Here is a 17,361-nt window from a genome sequence, read left to right as displayed (position 1 = left end):
GCGGCATCATCAAGGTCGGCGAAGAAATCGAAATCGTCGGCATCCGCGACGTGCAGAAGACCACCGTCACCGGCGTGGAAATGTTCCGCAAGCTGCTGGACCAAGGTCAGGCTGGCGACAACGTCGGCATCCTGCTGCGCGGCACCAAGCGTGAAGACGTCGAGCGCGGCCAAGTGTTGGCCAAGCCCGGCTCGATCAAGCCGCACACCCACTTCACTGGCGAGGTCTACATCCTCTCCAAGGAAGAGGGCGGCCGCCACACCCCGTTCTTCAACAACTACCGTCCGCAGTTCTATTTCCGCACCACTGACGTGACCGGCTCGATCGAGCTGCCGAAGGACAAGGAAATGGTGATGCCGGGCGACAACGTGTCGATCACCGTCAAGCTGATCGCCCCGATCGCCATGGAGCAAGGCCTGCGCTTCGCCATCCGCGAGGGTGGCCGCACCGTCGGTTCGGGCGTCGTGGCGACCATCATCGAGTAATCATTCCCTTGAGGCGCGCCGGCCCTGGCTGGCGCGCACGGAAGGCAAACCATGCAAAAGCAAAAGATCCGCATCCGCCTCAAGGCCTTCGATTACAAGCTGATCGACCAGTCCGCCCTGGAAATCGTTGACACCGCCAAGCGCACCGGCGCCATCGTCAAGGGCCCCGTGCCCCTGCCGACCCGCCTGGAGCGTTTTGACATCCTGCGCTCGCCGCACGTCAACAAGACCAGTCGCGACCAGTTCGAGATCCGCACCCACCAGCGCCTGATGGACATCGTCGATCCCACCGACAAGACCGTCGACGCGTTGATGAAGCTGGACCTGCCGGCTGGCGTGGACGTCGAAATCAAGCTGCAGTAAACGCTGCACGCTGGATGAAAGGCGACCCTTCGGGGTCGCCTTTCTCTTTGGGTTGAGCAAATTCCGCTTTGCAAGCGCCTTGCGCTGCGCATAGAATCGCGGGCTTTCCTGGGCGCCGATGCGTCTTGGGAAATTGCTGTGCGTGCAACTTGCAAGGGTTGTGCGCGCGGTTCCAGGCGCCCGGCCAATCGCTGTCGGGTGTGTCAAACAAGGGCCTCGCAGATATTGCGGGGCTGGAGAAAGCAATGAGTCTTAGCAATCGCCTCGGATTGCTGGGCCGCAAGGTGGGCATGATGCGCATCTTCACGGACGATGGTGACACCATCCCCGTGACGGTGCTGGATGTGTCCAACAACCGCGTGGTCCAGGTCAAGACCCAGGAAGCCGACGGGTACAGCGCCGTGCAAGTGGCGTTTGGTGCTCGCAAGGCCTCCCGTGTCAGCAAGCCCGAAGCCGGTCACTTCGCCAAGGCGGGTGTGGAAGCCGGTGAAGTGCTGAAGGAATTCCGCGTGCCGGCCGAAGTGGCTGCCGAATACAAGGCCGGCGCTGCCGTGCCTGTGACCCTGTTTGCCGCTGGCCAGAAGGTCGACGTGCAGGGCACCTCGATCGGTAAGGGCTACGCCGGCACCATCAAGCGCCACAACTTCAGCTCGCAGCGCGCGTCGCACGGCAACAGCCGTTCGCACAACGTGCCGGGTTCGATCTCGATGGCGCAGGATCCTGGCCGCGTGTTCCCGGGCAAGAAGATGACCGGTCACATGGGCGACGAAACCGTCACCACCCAGAACCTGGACATCGTGCGCATTGACGAGGCCCGCCAGCTGCTGCTGGTCAGGGGTGCCGTTCCGGGCAGCAAGAACGGCCATGTGGTCGTGCGCCCGGCCGTCAAGGCCAAGAACAAAGGAGCCCAGTGATGCAACTCGAGCTCCTGAACGAGCAGGGCCAGGCCGCCGGCAAGGTTGACGCCGCCGACACCGTCTTCGCCCGCGAATACAACGAAGCCCTGGTCCACCAGGTCGTGGTGGCCTATCAGGCCAATGCCCGTCAAGGCACCCGCGCCCAGAAGGATCGTGGCGAGGTCAAGCACTCGACCAAGAAGCCCTTCCGTCAGAAAGGCACCGGCAACGCCCGTGCTGGTATGACCTCCTCGCCGCTGTGGCGTGGAGGCGGTCGGATCTTCCCGAATCGCCCCGACGAAAACTTCAGCCACAAGCTGAACAAGAAGATGTATCGCGCCGGCATGGCGTCGATCCTCTCGCAGCTGGCCCGCGAAGGCCGCATGGCCGTCGTGGATTCGCTGAAGATCGAAGCTCCAAAGACCAAGCTGCTGGCTGCCAAGTTCAAGGCCATGGGCCTGCAGTCGGTCCTGCTGATCGCCGACGAGGTCGATGACAACCTGTTCCTGGCTTCGCGCAACCTGCACAACGTGCTGGTGATTGAGCCGCGTCACGCCGACCCGCTGTCGCTGGTGCACTTCAAGAAGGTGCTGGTGACCAAGGCCGCCCTGGAGCAGCTCAAGGAGATGTTCGAATGAGCGCGCCGAAGTTTGATGAGGGCCGTCTGGCCCAGGTGCTGCTGGCCCCGATCGTGAGCGAAAAGGCCACGACGGTGGGCGAGAAGCACAACCAAGTGCTGTTCAAGGTGATGCGCGACGCCACCAAGCCTGAGATCAAGGCGGCGGTAGAGCTGATGTTCAAGGTCGAAGTGGCCTCGGTCAGCGTCGTGAACATCAAGGGCAAGACCAAGCGCTTTGGCGGCCGTGTCGGCCGTCGTGACCACGTCAAGAAGGCCTATGTGAGCCTGAAGCCGGGTCAAGAGCTGCAATTCGGGGAGGCTGCGTAATGGCCGTCGTCAAAGTCAAGCCGACCTCGCCCGGCCGCCGTGCCGTGGTCAAGGTGGTGCACAAGCACCTGCACAAGGGCGAAGGCCACGCGCCGCTGCTCGAGCCGCAAAAGCAGAAGTCGGGCCGTAACAACAACGGTCACATCACGATGCGCCACAAGGGCGGTGGTCACAAGCACCACTACCGTGTGGTCGACTTCCGTCGCACCAAGGACGGTATCCCCGCCAAGGTCGAGCGCATCGAGTACGACCCCAACCGTACCGCCCACATTGCGCTGATCTGCTACGCCGACGGCGAGCGCCGCTACATCATTGCCCCGCGCAATCTGGAAATCGGTGCCACGCTGCTGAGCGGCGCCGAAGCCCCGATCAAGCCGGGCAACACGCTGCCGATCCGCAACATCCCCATCGGTTCGACCATTCACTGCGTCGAGCTGCTGCCGGGTAAGGGCGCCCAGATCGCCCGTTCGGCCGGCACCTCGGTGACGCTGATGGCCCGTGACGGCGCCTACGCGCAGATCCGTCTGCGTTCGGGCGAAGTGCGCAAGGTCCATATCGACTGCCGCGCCACCCTGGGTGAAGTCAGCAACGAAGAGCACAACCTGCGCCAGTATGGCAAGGCCGGTGCCAAGCGTTGGCTGGGCATCCGCCCGACCGTCCGTGGTACCGCCATGAACCCGGTGGACCACCCGCACGGTGGTGGCGAAGGCCGCACCGGCGAAGGTCAGGTCCCTGTGTCGCCGTGGAACACGATGACCAAGGGCTTCCGCACCCGTTCCAACAAGCGCACGCAGACCTTCATCGTCTCGCGTCGCAAGAAATAAGGGGTCGCCATGAGTCGTTCTCTTAAGAAGGGCCCGTTCGTCGACGCCCACCTGATGGCCAAGGTCGAAAAGGCCAGCGCCAACAAGGACAAGAAACCGATCAAGACTTGGTCGCGTCGTTCGACCATCCTGCCCGAGTTCATCGGTCTGACCATTGCCGTGCACAACGGCCGTCAGCACGTGCCCGTGTATGTGAGCGACCAGATGGTCGGTCACAAGCTGGGTGAATTCGCGCTGACCCGCACCTTCAAGGGTCACCCGGCCGACAAGAAGGCTGGCAAGAAGTAAGGATGACCACCATGCAAACCAAAGCATCTGTGCGTGGCGTTCGCCTCTCCTGCGACAAGGGCCGCCTGGTGGCGGACATGATCCGCGGCAAGAAGGTGGACCAGGCGCTGAACATCCTGACCTTCACCCAGAAGAAGGCCGCCGGCATCATCAAGAAGGCTCTCGAGTCGGCTATCGCCAACGCCGAGCACAACGATGGCGCCGACATCGACGCCCTGAAGGTGACCTCGATCTACGTCGAGCAAGGCACCACGCTGAAGCGCTTCACCGCGCGCGCCAAGGGCCGTGGCAACCGCATCAGCAAGCCCACCTGTCACATCTATGTGACGGTCGGCAACTGAGGGTAGGAAGACTATGGGACAAAAAATCCATCCGGTTGGCTTCCGCCTTCCTGTTACCCGCAATTGGTCGTCGCGCTGGTACGCCTCGAGCCGCAACTTCGCCGGCATGCTGGCTGAAGACCTGCAGGTTCGCGAGTTCCTGAAGACCAAGCTGAAGAATGCCGCGGTCTCGCGCATCCTGATCGAGCGTCCGGCCAAGAACGCCCGCATCACCATCTTCTCGGCGCGTCCGGGCGTGGTGATCGGCAAGAAGGGCGAAGACATCGAGAACCTGAAGGCTCAACTCGGCAAGTTGCTGGGCGTGCCGGTGGCAGTGAACATCGAAGAAGTGCGCAAGCCTGAAGTCGATGCTCAGCTGATCTCGGAGTCGATCACGCAGCAGCTCGAGAAGCGCATCATGTTCCGTCGTGCCATGAAGCGCGCGATGCAGAACGCCATGCGTCTGGGCGCTCAGGGCATCAAGATCATGTCGGCCGGTCGTCTGAACGGCATCGAAATCGCCCGCACCGAGTGGTATCGCGAAGGTCGCGTGCCCCTTCATACCCTGAAGGCGGACATCGACTACGGCTTCAGCGAGGCCAAGACCACCTACGGCGTCATCGGCGTCAAGGTCTGGGTCTACCGCGGCGACCGCCTGGCCAATGGCGAGGCTCCCGTGCTGAAGAGCGTGGAAGGCGAAGACGATCGTCGTAACCGCCGTCCGGGCCGTCCTGGTCCTGGCCGCGGCCGTGATGGCAAGCCGGGCGAAGGCGGAGCGGGTGACCGTCCGCGTGGCCGTGTGGTGCGCAAGCCCGAAGGCGGCGCCCCTGGCTCTGGCGCCTAAGGAGAAAAGAACATGCTGCAACCAGCACGTCGCAAATTCCGCAAGGAGCAGAAGGGCCGTAACACTGGCGTCGCCACGCGTGGCGCCGATGTGTCCTTCGGTGAATTCGGTCTCAAGGCCACCGAGCGTGGCCGCATCACGGCCCGTCAAATCGAAGCCGCCCGCCGTGCCATCTCGCGCCATATCAAGCGCGGTGGCCGCATCTTCATCCGCATCTTCCCGGACAAGCCGATCAGCAAGAAGCCGGCCGAAGTGCGGATGGGTAACGGTAAGGGCAACCCGGAGTACTACGTGGCCGAGATCGTGCCCGGCAAGGTGCTCTATGAACTCAACGGCGTTCCCGAGCAGCTGGCTCGCGAGGCGTTCACTCTGGCCGCTGCCAAGCTGCCGCTGAAGTGCACCTTCGTCGAGCGCCGCATCGGCGCCTAAGAGAGGACACCATGAAGGCATCTGAACTGCGCACCAAGGACGTGGCCGCGCTGGAAACCGAAATCAAAGAGCTGCTCAAGGCCCACTTCGGCCTGCGCATGCAAAAGGCCACCCAGCAACTGTCCAACCACACGATGCTCGGCAAGACCCGCCGCGACATCGCTCGTGCCAAGACCGTGCTGGCCCAGAAGAAGAAGGAGGCCGCCAAATGACTAACGTCGGTACGCAAGCCGCTGCCAAAGTGCGTCGCACTCTGGTCGGTCGTGTGGTGAGCGACAAGCGCGCCAAGACCATCACGGTCCTGGTCGAGCGTCGCACCAAGCACGCCCTGTACGGCAAGATCGTCGCCACCTCCCGCAAGTACCATGCCCACGATGAAAAGGGCGAGTACAAGATGGGCGACGTGGTGGAGATCGCTGAGAGCCGCCCGATGTCCAAGACCAAGAGCTGGGTGGTGACCCGTCTGGTCGAGAAGGCCGAAGCCGTCTAAGGCTTTCGCCCTCAGGCATCCTGGCCGCACGCCGCTCACGCGCCGTGCGGCCATTTTCATTGCCCTTGTCGAATCCAAAGGAACCTCCGCCATGATCGAAGTCGGCCAACCCCTTCCCCAGGTCACTCTGTACGAATACCGCGAAGTCGAGAGCGAGGGATGCTCAATCGGGCCGAATCCGGTCGATACCGCCCAGGCCGCTGCTGGCAAGACGGTTCTGCTGTTCGCTCTGCCCGGCGCCTTTACGCCCACCTGCTCGGCCCAGCATCTGCCGGGCTACGTGCAGCAAGCTGACGTCCTGCGCGCCAAGGGTGTTGATGAGGTCTGGTGCGTCTCGGTGAACGATGCCTTTGTGATGCATGCCTGGGGCAAATCCAGCCAGGTAGGGGCGGCGGTTCGCATGCTGGCCGACGGAAGCGCCGACTTGGCCAAGGCCTTGGGCCTGACCCTCGACTTGACGTCCAAAGGCTTGGGGGTGCGCTCCCAGCGCTTTGCCATGCTGATCAAGGATGGCAAGGTGGCCGATCTTCAGGTCGAGGCGCCGGGGAAATTCGAGGTCAGCAAAGCCGAGGCCATGCTCGCCCGCCTCTGAAACAGGGAGCGGCACCAAAGAGTCACTGACAATCTACTTGACGCCCGGCATTTGCATCAAGCATAATGCTGGGCTTCGCCGGACTAACTCTTTGCGAGTTCTCGCATGGGGTCTTCGGTATCTGCCCTCAACCGCTGCGGTGGCCAATCGGCTGCCTAGGCACACGGGCCCAAGACTGACCGACTGGCGACAGGCGGGAAAAGTTGGGAATTGACATGATCCAAATGCAATCGCGACTCGAGGTCGCGGACAACACGGGCGCGAAGTCCGTCATGTGCATCAAGGTGCTGGGTGGCTCCAAGCGTCGCTATGCCGGCATCGGCGACGTCATCAAAGTCAGCATCAAGGAAGCCGCGCCGCGTGGCCGCGTCAAGAAGGGCGAGGTCTACAACGCTGTGGTGGTGCGTACTGCCAAGGGCGTGCGTCGCCAGGATGGCTCGCTGGTGAAGTTCGACGGCAATGCCGCCGTGCTGCTGAATGCCAAGCTGGAGCCGATTGGCACCCGCATCTTTGGCCCGGTCACTCGTGAACTGCGCAGCGAGCGCTTCATGAAGATCGTGTCGCTGGCGCCGGAAGTGCTGTAAAGCGCGGCGAAAGGACAGAGATGAACAAGATTCGTAAAGGCGACCAAGTCATCGTGTTGACTGGTCGTGACAAGGGCAAGCGTGGCACCGTTTCGGCGCGCGTCGATGCCGATCACCTGATCGTGGAAGGTGTGAACGTTGCCAAGAAGCACGTCAAGCCGAACCCCATGAAGGGCACGACGGGTGGCGTGGTCGACAAGACCATGCCGATCCACCAATCCAACGTCGCCATCTTCAATGCGGAAACCGGCAAGGCCGACCGTGTGGGGATCAAGCAGCTCGATGACGGCAAGAAAGTGCGCGTCTTCAAGAGCAGCGGCGCCGAAATCAAGGCTTGAGGTCGATATGGCTCGTTTGCAAGCTCATTACCGCGAAAAGATCGTGCCGGCGCTGGTCGAGAAGTTCGGCTTCAAGACCACGATGGAAGTGCCCCGCATCACCAAGATCACCCTGAACATGGGTGTGAGCGAGGCGGTGGCTGACAAGAAGGTCATGGACCACGCCGTCGGCGACCTGACCAAGATCGCCGGCCAGAAGCCCGTGATCACCAAGTCGAAGAAGGCCATCGCCGGTTTCAAGATCCGCGAGAACGTGCCCATCGGCTGCATGGTCACCCTGCGCGGCGCGCAGATGTACGAATTCCTGGATCGCTTCGTGACGATCGCGCTGCCCCGCGTGCGCGACTTCCGCGGCATCTCGGGTCGCTCCTTCGATGGCCGTGGCAACTACAACATCGGCGTCAAGGAACAGATCATCTTCCCCGAAATCGAATACGACAAGGTGGATGCTCTGCGTGGTCTGAACATCAGCATCACGACGACCGCTAAGAACGACGAAGAAGCCAAGGCGCTGCTGCAGGCTTTCAAGTTCCCGTTCAAGAACTGAGGCACCGACATGGCAAAGCTTTCGATCATGCAGCGCGAGCAGAAGCGCGAGAAGTTGGTGGCCAAGTTCGCCAAGAAGTACGCAGAACTCAAGGCCATCATCGACGACGCGAAGCGCAGCGATGAAGAGCGTTATGCCGCTCGCCTCGAGCTGCAGAAGTTGCCCCGCAACGCCAACCCGACTCGCCTGCGCAACCGCTGCGAGCTGACGGGTCGTGCCCGCGGCACCTTCCGCACTTTCGGCCTGGGCCGCAGCAAGATCCGTGAACTGGCGTTCAAGGGTGACATCCCCGGTGTCATCAAGGCCAGCTGGTAATCGGCAGGATTTGGAGAGAACCCCATGAGCATGAGTGATCCGATCGCCGACATGCTGACTCGTATTCGCAATGCGCAGTCGGTTGAAAAGTCGAGCGTCAACATGCCCTCCTCCAAACTCAAGGTGGCGATTGCCAAGGTCTTGAAGGATGAGGGTTACATCGAGAACTTCGTGGTGCGCGGCGACGCGGCCCGTCCGGAGCTCGAGATTGAACTGAAGTATTACGCCGGTCGCCCCGTGATCGAGCGTATCGAGCGCGTGAGCCGTCCCGGCCTGCGCATCTACAAGGGCCGTCACGACATCCCGTCGGTGATGAATGGCCTGGGTGTCGCCATCATCACTACCCCGATGGGTGTGATGACCGATCGCAAAGCACGCGCTGCCGGCATCGGTGGCGAAGTGCTCTGCTACGTCGCCTAAGCGCTGGAGGTATCGCAATGTCCCGCGTTGGAAAAATGCCGGTCGCGATCCCGCAAGGCGTGGATGTGACCCTGAACAATGAGCAGATCAGCATCAAGGGCGCCCTCGGCACCCTGGTGCGCCCGCAGCACGCCCTGGTCAAGGTGGCCAGCGATGCTGGCAAGCTGACCTTCACCCCGGTCGACGAGACGGCCGCGGCGAACGCGATGAGCGGTACCGTGCGCGCCCTGGTGGCCAACATGGTGCAAGGCGTCAGCAAGGGCTTCGAGCGCAAGCTGACCCTCGTGGGCGTGGGCTTCCGTGCCCAGGCCCAGGGCCAGAAGCTGAACCTGCAGATTGGTTTCTCCCACCCGGTCGTCAAGGACATGCCGGCTGGTATCAAGGTTGAAACGCCGAGCCAGACCGAAATCCTGATCAAGGGTGCCGACCGCCAGGTCGTCGGCCAGATCGCCGCCGAGGTGCGCGCCTTCCGTCCGCCTGAGCCCTACAAGGGCAAGGGCATCCGCTATGCGGACGAGAAGGTCTCCCTCAAAGAGACCAAGAAGAAGTAAGGAGCCGCACGATGCTGAACAAGAAAGAACAGCGCCTGCGCCGTGCGCGTCAGACCCGTGTGCGTATCGCACTGCAGGTCAAAGCACGCCTGACGGTCTTCCGCTCGAACCTGCACATCTATGCCAATCTGATTTCCGCAGATGGCGCCAAAGTGCTGGCTACCGCTTCGACGGCCGAGAAAGAACTGCGCGACGCACTGAAGGGCAATGGCGGCAACGTCGCTGCTGCCCAACTGGTGGGCAAGCGGATCGCCGAAAAGGCCAAGGCTGCTGGCGTCGAGGCGGTTGCCTTCGACCGCGCAGGCTACGCCTACCACGGCCGCATCAAGGCTTTGGCGGACGCTGCTCGCGAAGCCGGCCTGAAGTTCTAAGCACACGGAGCAATAGCAATGGCGAAGTTTCAACCCCGCGTGCAGGACGAAGGTCGCGACGACGGTCTGCGCGAGAAGATGATCGCGGTGAACCGCGTCACCAAAGTGGTGAAGGGCGGTCGCATCCTCGGTTTCGCAGCCCTGACTGTGGTTGGTGACGGCGATGGCCGCATCGGCATGGGCAAGGGCAAGGCGCGCGAAGTGCCGGTTGCCGTGCAGAAGGCCATGGAAGCGGCACGCCGCAACATGTTCAAGGTCAGCCTGCGCAATGGCTCGGTCCACCACAACGTGATCGGTGAGCATGGTGCGTCCCGCGTCATGCTGGCTCCGGCTCCCACCGGTACCGGCGTGATTGCCGGCGGCCCGATGCGTGCCGTGTTCGAAGTGATGGGCGTGACCGACATCGTGAGCAAGAGCCACGGTTCGACCAACCCCTACAACATGGTCCGTGCGACGCTGGACGCGCTGAAGCGCTCGAGCACGCCGGCCGAGGTCGCCGCCAAGCGCGGCAAGACCGTCGAAGAGCTGTTCAGCTGAACGGCATCGGAGGACGTATGTCTGAAAAGAAAACGCTGACGGTCAAGCTGGTGCGCAGCATTGCTGGCACCCGTGAAAGCCATCGTGCCACGGTGCGCGGCCTGGGTCTGCGCAAGCTGAACAGCCAAAGCACGCTGGAGGACACCCCCGCCGTGCGCGGCATGATCACCAAGGTCCAGTACCTGGTGCAGGTGCTCTGAGGACAAGACAATGGAACTGAACACGATCAAGCCCGCCGCGGGCGCCAAGCATGCCAAGCGCCGTGTCGGCCGTGGCATCGGCTCCGGCCTGGGCAAGACTGCTGGTCGCGGTCACAAGGGCCAGAAGTCGCGTGCTGGTGGCTTCCACAAGGTCGGCTTTGAAGGCGGTCAGATGCCGCTGCAGCGCCGTCTGCCCAAGCGTGGCTTCAAGTCGGCTGCGCTGAAGTTCGCAGCCGAAGTCACCCTTGCTGACCTGCAGCGCATCGGCGCCGACGAGATTGATCTGGTCGTGCTGAAGGCTGCTGGCTTGGTGGGTGAACTGGCCAAGAACGTCAAGGTGATCAAGTCGGGCGAGCTGTCGCGCAAGCTGATGCTGAAGGGCATCGGTGCGACGGCGGGCGCTAAGGCCGCCATTGAGGCTGCCGGCGGCCAAGTGGCCTGATTGATCAGTTGAACGCGAGGATTCGTGGCTTCCAACGCTCAAACGCTTGCACGCAGCGGTCGCTTCGGTGACCTGCAGCGCCGGCTGGTGTTCCTGGTCCTGGCTCTGGTGGTGTACCGCATCGGCGCGCACATCCCGGTGCCCGGCATTGATCCGGCGCAGCTGCAGCAGCTGTTCAAGGGTCAGCAGGGCGGCATCCTGAGCCTGTTCAACATGTTCTCGGGCGGCGCGTTGTCGCGCTTCACGGTGTTCGCGTTGGGCATCATGCCGTACATCTCGGCCTCCATCGTCATCCAGCTGATGACGCATGTGGTGCCGAGCTTGGAAGCCCTGAAGAAGGAAGGTGAAGCCGGTCGTCGCAAGATCACTCAGTACACCCGCTATGCCACCCTGGGCCTGGCGCTCTTCCAGGCAACCAGCATTGCGCTGGCGCTAGAGAGCTCGCCGGGGTTGGTTCTGGCGCCTGGATTTGGTTTCCGCCTGACCGCGGTCACCAGCCTGGTGGCTGGAACGATGTTCCTGATGTGGTTGGGCGAGCAGATCACCGAACGCGGCCTGGGTAACGGGATTTCGATCCTGATCTTTGCCGGTATCGCCGCGGGCCTCCCGGGTGCAATCGGGGGGCTGATGGAGATGGTTCGCACCGGTGCGATCGCAATTTTCTCGGCCATTCTGATCGTCGCGCTGGTGCTGCTGGTGACCTGGGGTGTGGTGTTTGTGGAGCGTGGGCAGCGCAAGATCCTGGTGAACTACGCCAAGCGTCAGGTGGGCAACAAGGTGTATGGAGGACAGTCCTCGCACCTGCCGCTCAAGCTGAACATGAGCGGTGTGATCCCTCCGATCTTTGCGTCGTCGATCATCCTGCTGCCGGCGACGGTGGTGAGCTGGTTTGCCACTGGCGACAGCCTGCGTTGGCTGAAGGACATGGCAGATGCGTTGCGTCCTGGTCAACCGATCTATGTGCTGTTGTATGCGGCCGCGATTGTGTTCTTCTGCTTTTTCTACACGGCGCTCGTTTTCAACAGCCGGGAAACTGCAGACAACCTGAAGAAGAGTGGTGCGTTCGTTCCGGGCATTCGGCCGGGCGACCAGACTGCCAAGCACATCGACAAGATTTTGGGCCGACTGACCCTGGCAGGTGCGGTCTACATCACCGCGGTGTGTCTGCTGCCTGAGTTCCTGACGCTGCGCTACAACGTGCCGTTCTACTTCGGTGGTACGAGTCTGCTGATCATCGTCGTGGTCACCATGGACTTCTGGGCCCAGGTTCAGTCGTACGTGATGAGCCAGCAGTACGAATCCTTGCTGAAGAAGGCGAACTTCAAAGCTGGCTGATACTGGAGCACCTTGGCATTAGTTTTGTGAAGGCATGGCCAAAGACGACGTTATTCAGATGCAGGGTGAGATCGTGGAGAACTTGCCCAACGCGACGTTTCGCGTGAAGCTGGAAAACGGACATGTCGTCCTTGGTCATATCTCCGGAAAGATGCGGATGCACTACATCCGTATCCTTCCAGGTGACAAGGTCACCGTTGAATTGACACCGTACGACTTGAGTCGTGCTCGCATCGTATTCCGGGCGAAGTGAGCGAAAACCAAACCCGGGATGACGCTGTCAGAAGCGCATAAGAGAAGGTCTAGGAGCAGAACATGAAAGTTTCGGCATCGGTCAAGAAGATGTGCCGCAATTGCAAGATCATCCGTCGCAAGGGCGTGGTGCGCGTGATCTGCACGGATCCGCGTCACAAGCAGCGTCAGGGCTGATTGCAGGCCCTACGGTAGAGAACTAGAGGTATCCCATGGCACGTATTGCTGGTATCAACATCCCGCCCCAGAAGCACACCGAAATCGGTCTGACTTCGATCTATGGCATCGGCCGCACCACCGCGCAGAAGATCTGCTCGGCCTGCGGTGTCCCGTTCGACAAGAAGGTCAAGGACCTGAATGACAGCGAACTGGAAAAGCTCCGCGAGGAGATCGGCAAGCTGACGATCGAGGGCGATCTGCGCCGCGAGATGTCGATCAACATCAAGCGCCTGATGGACCTGGGTTGCTACCGTGGCTTCCGTCATCGCCGCGGTCTGCCGCTGCGCGGCCAGCGCACTCGCACCAACGCACGCACCCGCAAGGGGCCGCGCCGCGCCATCGCTGGCAAGAAGTGATCGCGCTGTAAAGGAATAAGGAAACACCATGGCCAAGGCACCGAGCAACAACGCCGCCCAGCGCGTTCGCAAGAAGGTCCGCAAGAATGTCGCTGACGGCATTGCGCACGTCCACGCGTCGTTCAATAACACGATCATCACCATCACCGACCGTCAAGGTGGAGCCCTGAGCTGGGCGTCGTCGGGCGGCCAGGGCTTCAAGGGTTCGCGCAAGTCGACCCCTTATGCGGCCCAGGTGGCGGCGGATGTCGCCGGTCGCGCAGCGCAAGAGCAGGGCATCAAGAACCTCGACGTCAAGATCAAGGGCCCGGGTCCTGGTCGTGAGTCGTCGGTGCGTGCTCTGGCTGCGCTGGGCATCCGCATCACGTCGATTTCTGATGTGACGCCGGTGCCGCACAACGGCTGCCGTCCCCAGAAGCGTCGTCGCATCTAAGGCACGAACTCTACCAATTCGGAAAAGCTTGCCAGATAATGGCGGGCTTTCCATGGCCGGCGGCCGCCTGTTGGCGGCGCCGGCGCTTTTCGTTGGTCCGCTTTGTTCTTCATTCGGACCCAAGCCCACCGTCTGAGCGCATTTCATAACACCCGCCAGACTCGCGTCGCTTCGCCAGTGACGTCAGATTGATCAAGGACTCAAAGTGGCACGTTATCTCGGCCCGAAGGCCAAACTCTCCCGCCGCGAAGGCACTGACCTGTTCCTGAAGAGCGCACGCCGCGCCATCAGTGACAAGGCCAAGTTCGACAGCAAGCCCGGCCAGCATGGCCGCACCTCGGGTCAGCGCACCAGCGACTTCGGCCTGCAGCTGCGTGAAAAGCAGAAGGTCAAGCGCATGTACGGCGTTCTCGAGCGCCAGTTCCGCCGCTACTTTGCTGAAGCCGAGCGCCGCAAGGGTTCGACCGGCGTGAACCTGCTGACGCTTCTGGAATCGCGTCTCGACAACGTGGTCTACCGCATGGGTTTTGGCTCCACCCGGGCTGAAGCTCGCCAGCTGGTCTCGCACAAGAGCATCACCGTGAACGGGCAGAGCGTGAACATCGCCTCGTACCTCGTCAAGGTCGGCGACGTCGTGGCTGTGCGCGAAAAGTCGAAGAAGCAGTTGCGCATCGCTGACAGCCTGAAGCTCGCGGAGTCGATCGGATTCCCGGCTTGGGTGCAGGTTGATACGGCCAAGATGGAAGGCGTCTTCAAGAAGACTCCGGACCGCGACGAGTTTGGCGCCGACATCAACGAATCGCTGATCGTCGAGTTGTACTCGCGTTGATCGCCCGCTGGCGGCCGGACGCGGGGCAGACGTGCCGCGCGAAAGCCGCCGACGTCCCTGCCGGGTGGTGGCACGCTGCCCGGTCGGTCCATCAGCTTCCGGCGGTGCACCCGGGAGCATGAAAGAAAGAGCCCATGCAAACGAATTTGCTCAAACCCAAGTCGATCAACGTCGAGCCCCTGGGCGGCCATCGCGCCAAGGTGACTTTGGAGCCTTTCGAGCGTGGCTACGGGCACACGCTGGGCAATGCGCTGCGGCGTGTTCTGTTGTCGTCGATGGTGGGTTACGCGCCGACGGAAGTGACCATCGCCGGCGTGTTGCATGAGTACTCCACGGTTGACGGTGTGCAAGAAGACGTGGTCGGCATCATGCTGAACCTGAAGGGCGTGACCTTCCGTCTGCACAACCGCGAAGAAGTCACCCTGATCCTGCGCAAGGAAGGCGAAGGCCCGGTGACCGCTGCCGACATCCAGACTCCTCACGATGTCGAAATCATCAACCCTGAGCAGGTGATTTGCCATCTGGCGCAGGGCGGCAAGATCGACATGCAGATCAAGGTTGAGAAGGGTCGTGGCTATGTGCCCGGCAATCTCCGCCGCTTTGGCGACGAGCCGACCAAAGCCATCGGCCGCATCGTGCTGGATGCCTCGTTCTCGCCGGTCAAGCGCGTCAGTTACGCCGTTGAAAACGCCCGCGTTGAGCAGCGAACGGATCTTGACAAGCTTGTCATGGAGATCGAGACCAACGGTGCGATCTCCCCGGAGGAGGCTATTCGTGCATCGGCCAAGATCTTGGTTGAGCAGCTGGCCGCCTTCGCCCAACTGCAAGGCACGGACCTGGTTGACGCCTTCGACCAGCCGGCGCAGCGCGCTGCGTCGTTCGATCCGATCCTGCTGCGTCCGGTCGATGAGCTTGAGCTCACCGTGCGTTCGGCCAACTGCCTGAAGGCCGAGAACATCTACTACATCGGCGATCTGATCCAGCGCACCGAGACGGAGCTGCTCAAGACTCCGAACCTGGGCCGCAAGTCGCTGAATGAAATCAAGGAAGTGCTCGCTTCGCGCGGGCTCACCCTTGGCTCGCGCCTGGAAAACTGGCCGCCCGTCGGTCTGGACAAGCGCTAAACAAGTCTCGGGGCAAAAGCCCCAAGGTGCAGCCCCCAGTACCTGATCCGGCTGGGGGTCTTATACAGATAGGAAAGGACAAGCACCATGCGTCACCGTAACGGTCTCCGTAAACTCAATCGCACCAGCGAACACCGCGCCGCCATGCTGCGCAATATGTGTGTCTCGCTGCTGCGCCACGAAGCCATCAAGACCACCGTCCCGAAAGCCAAGGAACTGCGCCGCGTTGTTGAGCCGCTGATCACCCTGGCCAAAGAAGCCAGCGTGGCCAATCGCCGTCTGGCGTTTGCCCGTCTGCGTGACCGCGACATCGTCACCAAGCTTTTCAATGAGCTGGGTCCTCGCTACCAGGCCCGTCCGGGCGGCTACACGCGCATCTTGAAGATGGGCTTCCGTGTTGGCGACAACGCGCCCATGGCTTTCGTGGAACTTGTCGACCGCCCCGAGGTGGCCGCCGAGGCTCCGTCCGCTGAGTAATTGGCGGTCAATCGAGCATCAGAAGGGGCCGGCTTTGCCGGCCCTTTTTCATTGGTGCTGTTCGCGCAAATTGATGATGGTTCACCTAGCGAGCCAGGCGGCGTGGATGCTTGAGGCGAAGCCCCAGGCAGGGGCGTAGGAGTCCTATATGCACGACGACGAATGGACTTCCGGGCTGGCTCGCCTGGAGCAGTTGAGTGCGTAGCGGCACCAACAATTTGCCCAGGACTTGGATGCCGGGGTTGCTGGACATGGCGTTGTGCTCGCGCTCCGGAACCATGAGTGTCCGCACTGCCAGGGCCTTCACGTAGTGCGCAGTCGTCATGCCGATGATCTGCAACGCTGCAAGTACCGCGCCTGCCGCCGCAGCTTCAATGCGCGGGCGCTGCGCATGACGCGGGAGCGAGGTCAGCCGCCTGTGTGGCGAACTCAATCAGCGAATGTAGGCTTCCTGACCCGTTCCAACGAGAGCGACTCGCCGAATCTGTAGATCGACGCCGTCTACCTCAAGACGCGCAAGCAAGGCCGGAACGTCAGCGTGGCGGAAGTGGTCAATACAGACACGCCAACTGCTGGGCGTGAGGGGCAGCGCTAGCGAGTTCGGGCCCTTCTGGTCGGCGCTCCTCAGAAGGCTGCTGCGCCGCGGGCTGCGCCGTATAAGTCTGCTCATCACTGACAGCCCGGAAGGGTTGAGGGCCGCGGCGACCAAGGTGCTCACGGCCAGCGGGCAGCGTGGCGGCGTGCGCTTCATAAGGAATGCTCGGGCTCGTGCGCGCAAGACGCAGCGGCGCAAGGTCAGCGCGGCAATCGCGACCGCATTTGCGTAGGGGTCGGCGGCAGGGGCATGTGCAATGGCAGGTGGTGGCCGAGTAGCTTAGGCACAAGTTTTTCGAGATCGGCGCGGTGAAGGATGCGGCCGAGCACGAGGTGCTGGCCGACATGAACTTCGCCAGGGCGCGTTGGCCGCAGACCCCCTCAACCCAGCGCGCTGGAGCAGGTCAACGCAGAGATCAAGCGCATGACCAACTTCCTGGGCATCTTCCCGATCGAAGCGTCAATCGCGCGCCGGTCGCCGCGATCATGGAGGAGCAGGGCGACGAGTGGGCGCTGCAGCGCCGCTACCCGCCGCATACCCCCCGCAGCGCCACTGCCCCGCTTCGGCTGGCTGCTTTGCCGCACTGGGATCCCCACAAATCCCAACCCATCCGGACTGGGCGCGCTCATCACGCACTAGGACGTGATCGATCGATTTGCTCCGCGCGCATCAAAAGCCCAGGAAGACTATTGCCAACGCCTAAAAAGCATGCTACAGTCACTGTCTTCCTGCCGCGGGGTGGAGCAGTCCGGTAGCTCGTTGGGCTCATAACCCAAAGGTCGTAGGTTCAAATCCTGCCCCCGCAACCAGGAAAAAGGCAACAGCGATTAAATTCAAAAATTTCTTCGCAAAGTGTTGACAAGCAGGGCGAAACGCTGCAACAATCTCGCTTCTGCGCTGCTGACAAGTCAGCGGCGACGCAAGAAAGATCAAGCGATTGATCGTTTTGCGCAAGTTCT

At 62.0% G+C, this 17,361-nt stretch carries 32 protein-coding genes and 1 tRNA gene; all 33 read left to right on the top strand.

The window, feature by feature from the left end; translation table 11 throughout:
• Positions 1–485: EF-Tu C-terminal domain-related protein (locus I7X39_RS22560; protein ID WP_259376469.1), on the top strand; the 485-nt coding region annotated here is incomplete at its 5' end.
• Between the two features lie 51 nt (positions 486–536).
• Positions 537–848, top strand: coding sequence for a 30S ribosomal protein S10 (rpsJ, locus tag I7X39_RS22555; RefSeq protein WP_130434746.1), 312 nt, complete (start codon positions 537–539; stop codon positions 846–848).
• Positions 849–1,093: 245 nt separating this feature from the next.
• The gene (gene rplC / locus I7X39_RS22550) at positions 1,094–1,762 is read left to right on the top strand and encodes a 50S ribosomal protein L3 (protein ID WP_198113627.1); all 669 of its coding nucleotides are present in this window, start codon (positions 1,094–1,096) and stop codon (positions 1,760–1,762) included.
• Positions 1,762–2,382 carry a 50S ribosomal protein L4 gene (rplD, locus tag I7X39_RS22545; protein ID WP_198113626.1) on the top strand — a complete coding sequence of 207 codons (621 nt, stop codon included), beginning with the start codon at positions 1,762–1,764 and terminating at the stop codon, positions 2,380–2,382. Before rplC ends, rplD begins: the two co-directional genes overlap by 1 nt.
• Entirely contained in the window at positions 2,379–2,690 is a 312-nt protein-coding gene (gene rplW / locus I7X39_RS22540; protein WP_198113625.1) for a 50S ribosomal protein L23, read from the top strand. The genes rplD and rplW overlap by 4 nt, the downstream gene beginning before the upstream one ends.
• Positions 2,690–3,514, top strand: coding sequence for a 50S ribosomal protein L2 (rplB, locus tag I7X39_RS22535; protein WP_198113624.1), 825 nt, complete (start codon positions 2,690–2,692; stop codon positions 3,512–3,514). Before rplW ends, rplB begins: the two co-directional genes overlap by 1 nt.
• 9 nt (positions 3,515–3,523) lie before the next feature.
• The gene (gene rpsS, locus I7X39_RS22530) at positions 3,524–3,802 is read left to right on the top strand and encodes a 30S ribosomal protein S19 (RefSeq protein WP_138855367.1); all 279 of its coding nucleotides are present in this window, start codon (positions 3,524–3,526) and stop codon (positions 3,800–3,802) included.
• Positions 3,803–3,813: 11 nt separating this feature from the next.
• Complete coding sequence (gene rplV / locus I7X39_RS22525; RefSeq protein ID WP_198113623.1) at positions 3,814–4,143, top strand: 50S ribosomal protein L22; 330 nt, start codon at positions 3,814–3,816, stop codon at positions 4,141–4,143.
• Positions 4,144–4,156: 13 nt separating this feature from the next.
• Positions 4,157–4,966: a 30S ribosomal protein S3 gene (gene rpsC / locus I7X39_RS22520; RefSeq protein WP_198113622.1), complete on the top strand. Its 810-nt coding sequence runs from the start codon at positions 4,157–4,159 to the stop codon at positions 4,964–4,966.
• A 12-nt stretch (positions 4,967–4,978) separates the two neighbouring features.
• The gene (rplP, locus tag I7X39_RS22515; protein ID WP_198113621.1) at positions 4,979–5,395 is read left to right on the top strand and encodes a 50S ribosomal protein L16; all 417 of its coding nucleotides are present in this window, start codon (positions 4,979–4,981) and stop codon (positions 5,393–5,395) included.
• An 11-nt stretch (positions 5,396–5,406) separates the two neighbouring features.
• Entirely contained in the window at positions 5,407–5,607 is a 201-nt protein-coding gene (gene rpmC, locus I7X39_RS22510; RefSeq protein ID WP_198113620.1) for a 50S ribosomal protein L29, read from the top strand.
• On the top strand, positions 5,604–5,885 hold the full coding sequence (gene rpsQ, locus I7X39_RS22505; RefSeq protein WP_198113619.1) for a 30S ribosomal protein S17: 282 nt from the start codon (positions 5,604–5,606) through the stop codon (positions 5,883–5,885). The genes rpmC and rpsQ overlap by 4 nt, the downstream gene beginning before the upstream one ends.
• 91 nt (positions 5,886–5,976) lie before the next feature.
• Positions 5,977–6,477, top strand: a complete 501-nt coding sequence (locus I7X39_RS22500) for a peroxiredoxin (RefSeq protein ID WP_198113618.1) — start codon at positions 5,977–5,979, stop codon at positions 6,475–6,477.
• Positions 6,478–6,692: 215 nt separating this feature from the next.
• Positions 6,693–7,061, top strand: coding sequence for a 50S ribosomal protein L14 (gene rplN, locus I7X39_RS22495; RefSeq protein ID WP_198101637.1), 369 nt, complete (start codon positions 6,693–6,695; stop codon positions 7,059–7,061).
• A gap of 20 nt (positions 7,062–7,081) precedes the next feature.
• Entirely contained in the window at positions 7,082–7,399 is a 318-nt protein-coding gene (gene rplX, locus I7X39_RS22490; protein WP_198113617.1) for a 50S ribosomal protein L24, read from the top strand.
• Between the two features lie 7 nt (positions 7,400–7,406).
• The gene (gene rplE / locus I7X39_RS22485) at positions 7,407–7,946 is read left to right on the top strand and encodes a 50S ribosomal protein L5 (protein WP_198113616.1); all 540 of its coding nucleotides are present in this window, start codon (positions 7,407–7,409) and stop codon (positions 7,944–7,946) included.
• A 9-nt stretch (positions 7,947–7,955) separates the two neighbouring features.
• The gene (gene rpsN, locus I7X39_RS22480; protein ID WP_198113615.1) at positions 7,956–8,261 is read left to right on the top strand and encodes a 30S ribosomal protein S14; all 306 of its coding nucleotides are present in this window, start codon (positions 7,956–7,958) and stop codon (positions 8,259–8,261) included.
• 24 nt (positions 8,262–8,285) lie between these two features.
• The gene (gene rpsH, locus I7X39_RS22475; RefSeq protein WP_198113614.1) at positions 8,286–8,681 is read left to right on the top strand and encodes a 30S ribosomal protein S8; all 396 of its coding nucleotides are present in this window, start codon (positions 8,286–8,288) and stop codon (positions 8,679–8,681) included.
• A 17-nt stretch (positions 8,682–8,698) separates the two neighbouring features.
• Positions 8,699–9,232, top strand: coding sequence for a 50S ribosomal protein L6 (gene rplF, locus I7X39_RS22470; RefSeq protein ID WP_198113613.1), 534 nt, complete (start codon positions 8,699–8,701; stop codon positions 9,230–9,232).
• Positions 9,233–9,243: 11 nt separating this feature from the next.
• Positions 9,244–9,603, top strand: coding sequence for a 50S ribosomal protein L18 (gene rplR / locus I7X39_RS22465; protein ID WP_198113612.1), 360 nt, complete (start codon positions 9,244–9,246; stop codon positions 9,601–9,603).
• 18 nt (positions 9,604–9,621) lie between these two features.
• A complete protein-coding gene (rpsE, locus tag I7X39_RS22460; RefSeq protein ID WP_198113611.1) occupies positions 9,622–10,140 on the top strand; it encodes a 30S ribosomal protein S5 in 519 nt (172 codons plus the stop codon).
• Between the two features lie 17 nt (positions 10,141–10,157).
• On the top strand, positions 10,158–10,340 hold the full coding sequence (gene rpmD, locus I7X39_RS22455) for a 50S ribosomal protein L30 (protein WP_198113610.1): 183 nt from the start codon (positions 10,158–10,160) through the stop codon (positions 10,338–10,340).
• Between the two features lie 10 nt (positions 10,341–10,350).
• Entirely contained in the window at positions 10,351–10,782 is a 432-nt protein-coding gene (gene rplO, locus I7X39_RS22450) for a 50S ribosomal protein L15 (protein WP_198113609.1), read from the top strand.
• Positions 10,783–10,806: 24 nt separating this feature from the next.
• Positions 10,807–12,117, top strand: a complete 1,311-nt coding sequence (secY, locus tag I7X39_RS22445; RefSeq protein ID WP_198113608.1) for a preprotein translocase subunit SecY — start codon at positions 10,807–10,809, stop codon at positions 12,115–12,117.
• Between the two features lie 34 nt (positions 12,118–12,151).
• Positions 12,152–12,370, top strand: coding sequence for a translation initiation factor IF-1 (gene infA, locus I7X39_RS22440; RefSeq protein WP_114403589.1), 219 nt, complete (start codon positions 12,152–12,154; stop codon positions 12,368–12,370).
• Between the two features lie 62 nt (positions 12,371–12,432).
• Positions 12,433–12,546 carry a 50S ribosomal protein L36 gene (gene rpmJ / locus I7X39_RS22435; RefSeq protein WP_035036301.1) on the top strand — a complete coding sequence of 38 codons (114 nt, stop codon included), beginning with the start codon at positions 12,433–12,435 and terminating at the stop codon, positions 12,544–12,546.
• A 35-nt stretch (positions 12,547–12,581) separates the two neighbouring features.
• Positions 12,582–12,944 (top strand): 30S ribosomal protein S13, encoded by a 363-nt coding sequence (gene rpsM / locus I7X39_RS22430; protein ID WP_198113607.1) that lies wholly within the window; start codon positions 12,582–12,584, stop codon positions 12,942–12,944.
• Between the two features lie 28 nt (positions 12,945–12,972).
• Positions 12,973–13,377, top strand: a complete 405-nt coding sequence (gene rpsK, locus I7X39_RS22425; RefSeq protein WP_198113606.1) for a 30S ribosomal protein S11 — start codon at positions 12,973–12,975, stop codon at positions 13,375–13,377.
• Between the two features lie 205 nt (positions 13,378–13,582).
• Positions 13,583–14,206: a 30S ribosomal protein S4 gene (rpsD, locus tag I7X39_RS22420; RefSeq protein ID WP_198113605.1), complete on the top strand. Its 624-nt coding sequence runs from the start codon at positions 13,583–13,585 to the stop codon at positions 14,204–14,206.
• A gap of 134 nt (positions 14,207–14,340) precedes the next feature.
• Positions 14,341–15,330, top strand: coding sequence for a DNA-directed RNA polymerase subunit alpha (locus I7X39_RS22415; RefSeq protein WP_198113604.1), 990 nt, complete (start codon positions 14,341–14,343; stop codon positions 15,328–15,330).
• A gap of 87 nt (positions 15,331–15,417) precedes the next feature.
• Complete coding sequence (gene rplQ, locus I7X39_RS22410) at positions 15,418–15,807, top strand: 50S ribosomal protein L17 (protein WP_198113603.1); 390 nt, start codon at positions 15,418–15,420, stop codon at positions 15,805–15,807.
• A 482-nt stretch (positions 15,808–16,289) separates the two neighbouring features.
• On the top strand, positions 16,290–16,634 hold the full coding sequence (locus tag I7X39_RS23850; RefSeq protein ID WP_375140810.1) for a transposase: 345 nt from the start codon (positions 16,290–16,292) through the stop codon (positions 16,632–16,634).
• A gap of 500 nt (positions 16,635–17,134) precedes the next feature.
• Positions 17,135–17,211 (top strand) — tRNA-Met (locus I7X39_RS22400).
• Positions 17,212–17,361: the final 150 nt, after the last annotated feature.

It is taken from the genome of Inhella proteolytica (assembly GCF_016093275.1).
Classification (GTDB): domain Bacteria; phylum Pseudomonadota; class Gammaproteobacteria; order Burkholderiales; family Burkholderiaceae_C; genus Inhella; species Inhella proteolytica.
This window is presented reverse-complemented; position numbering and strand designations above follow the sequence as displayed.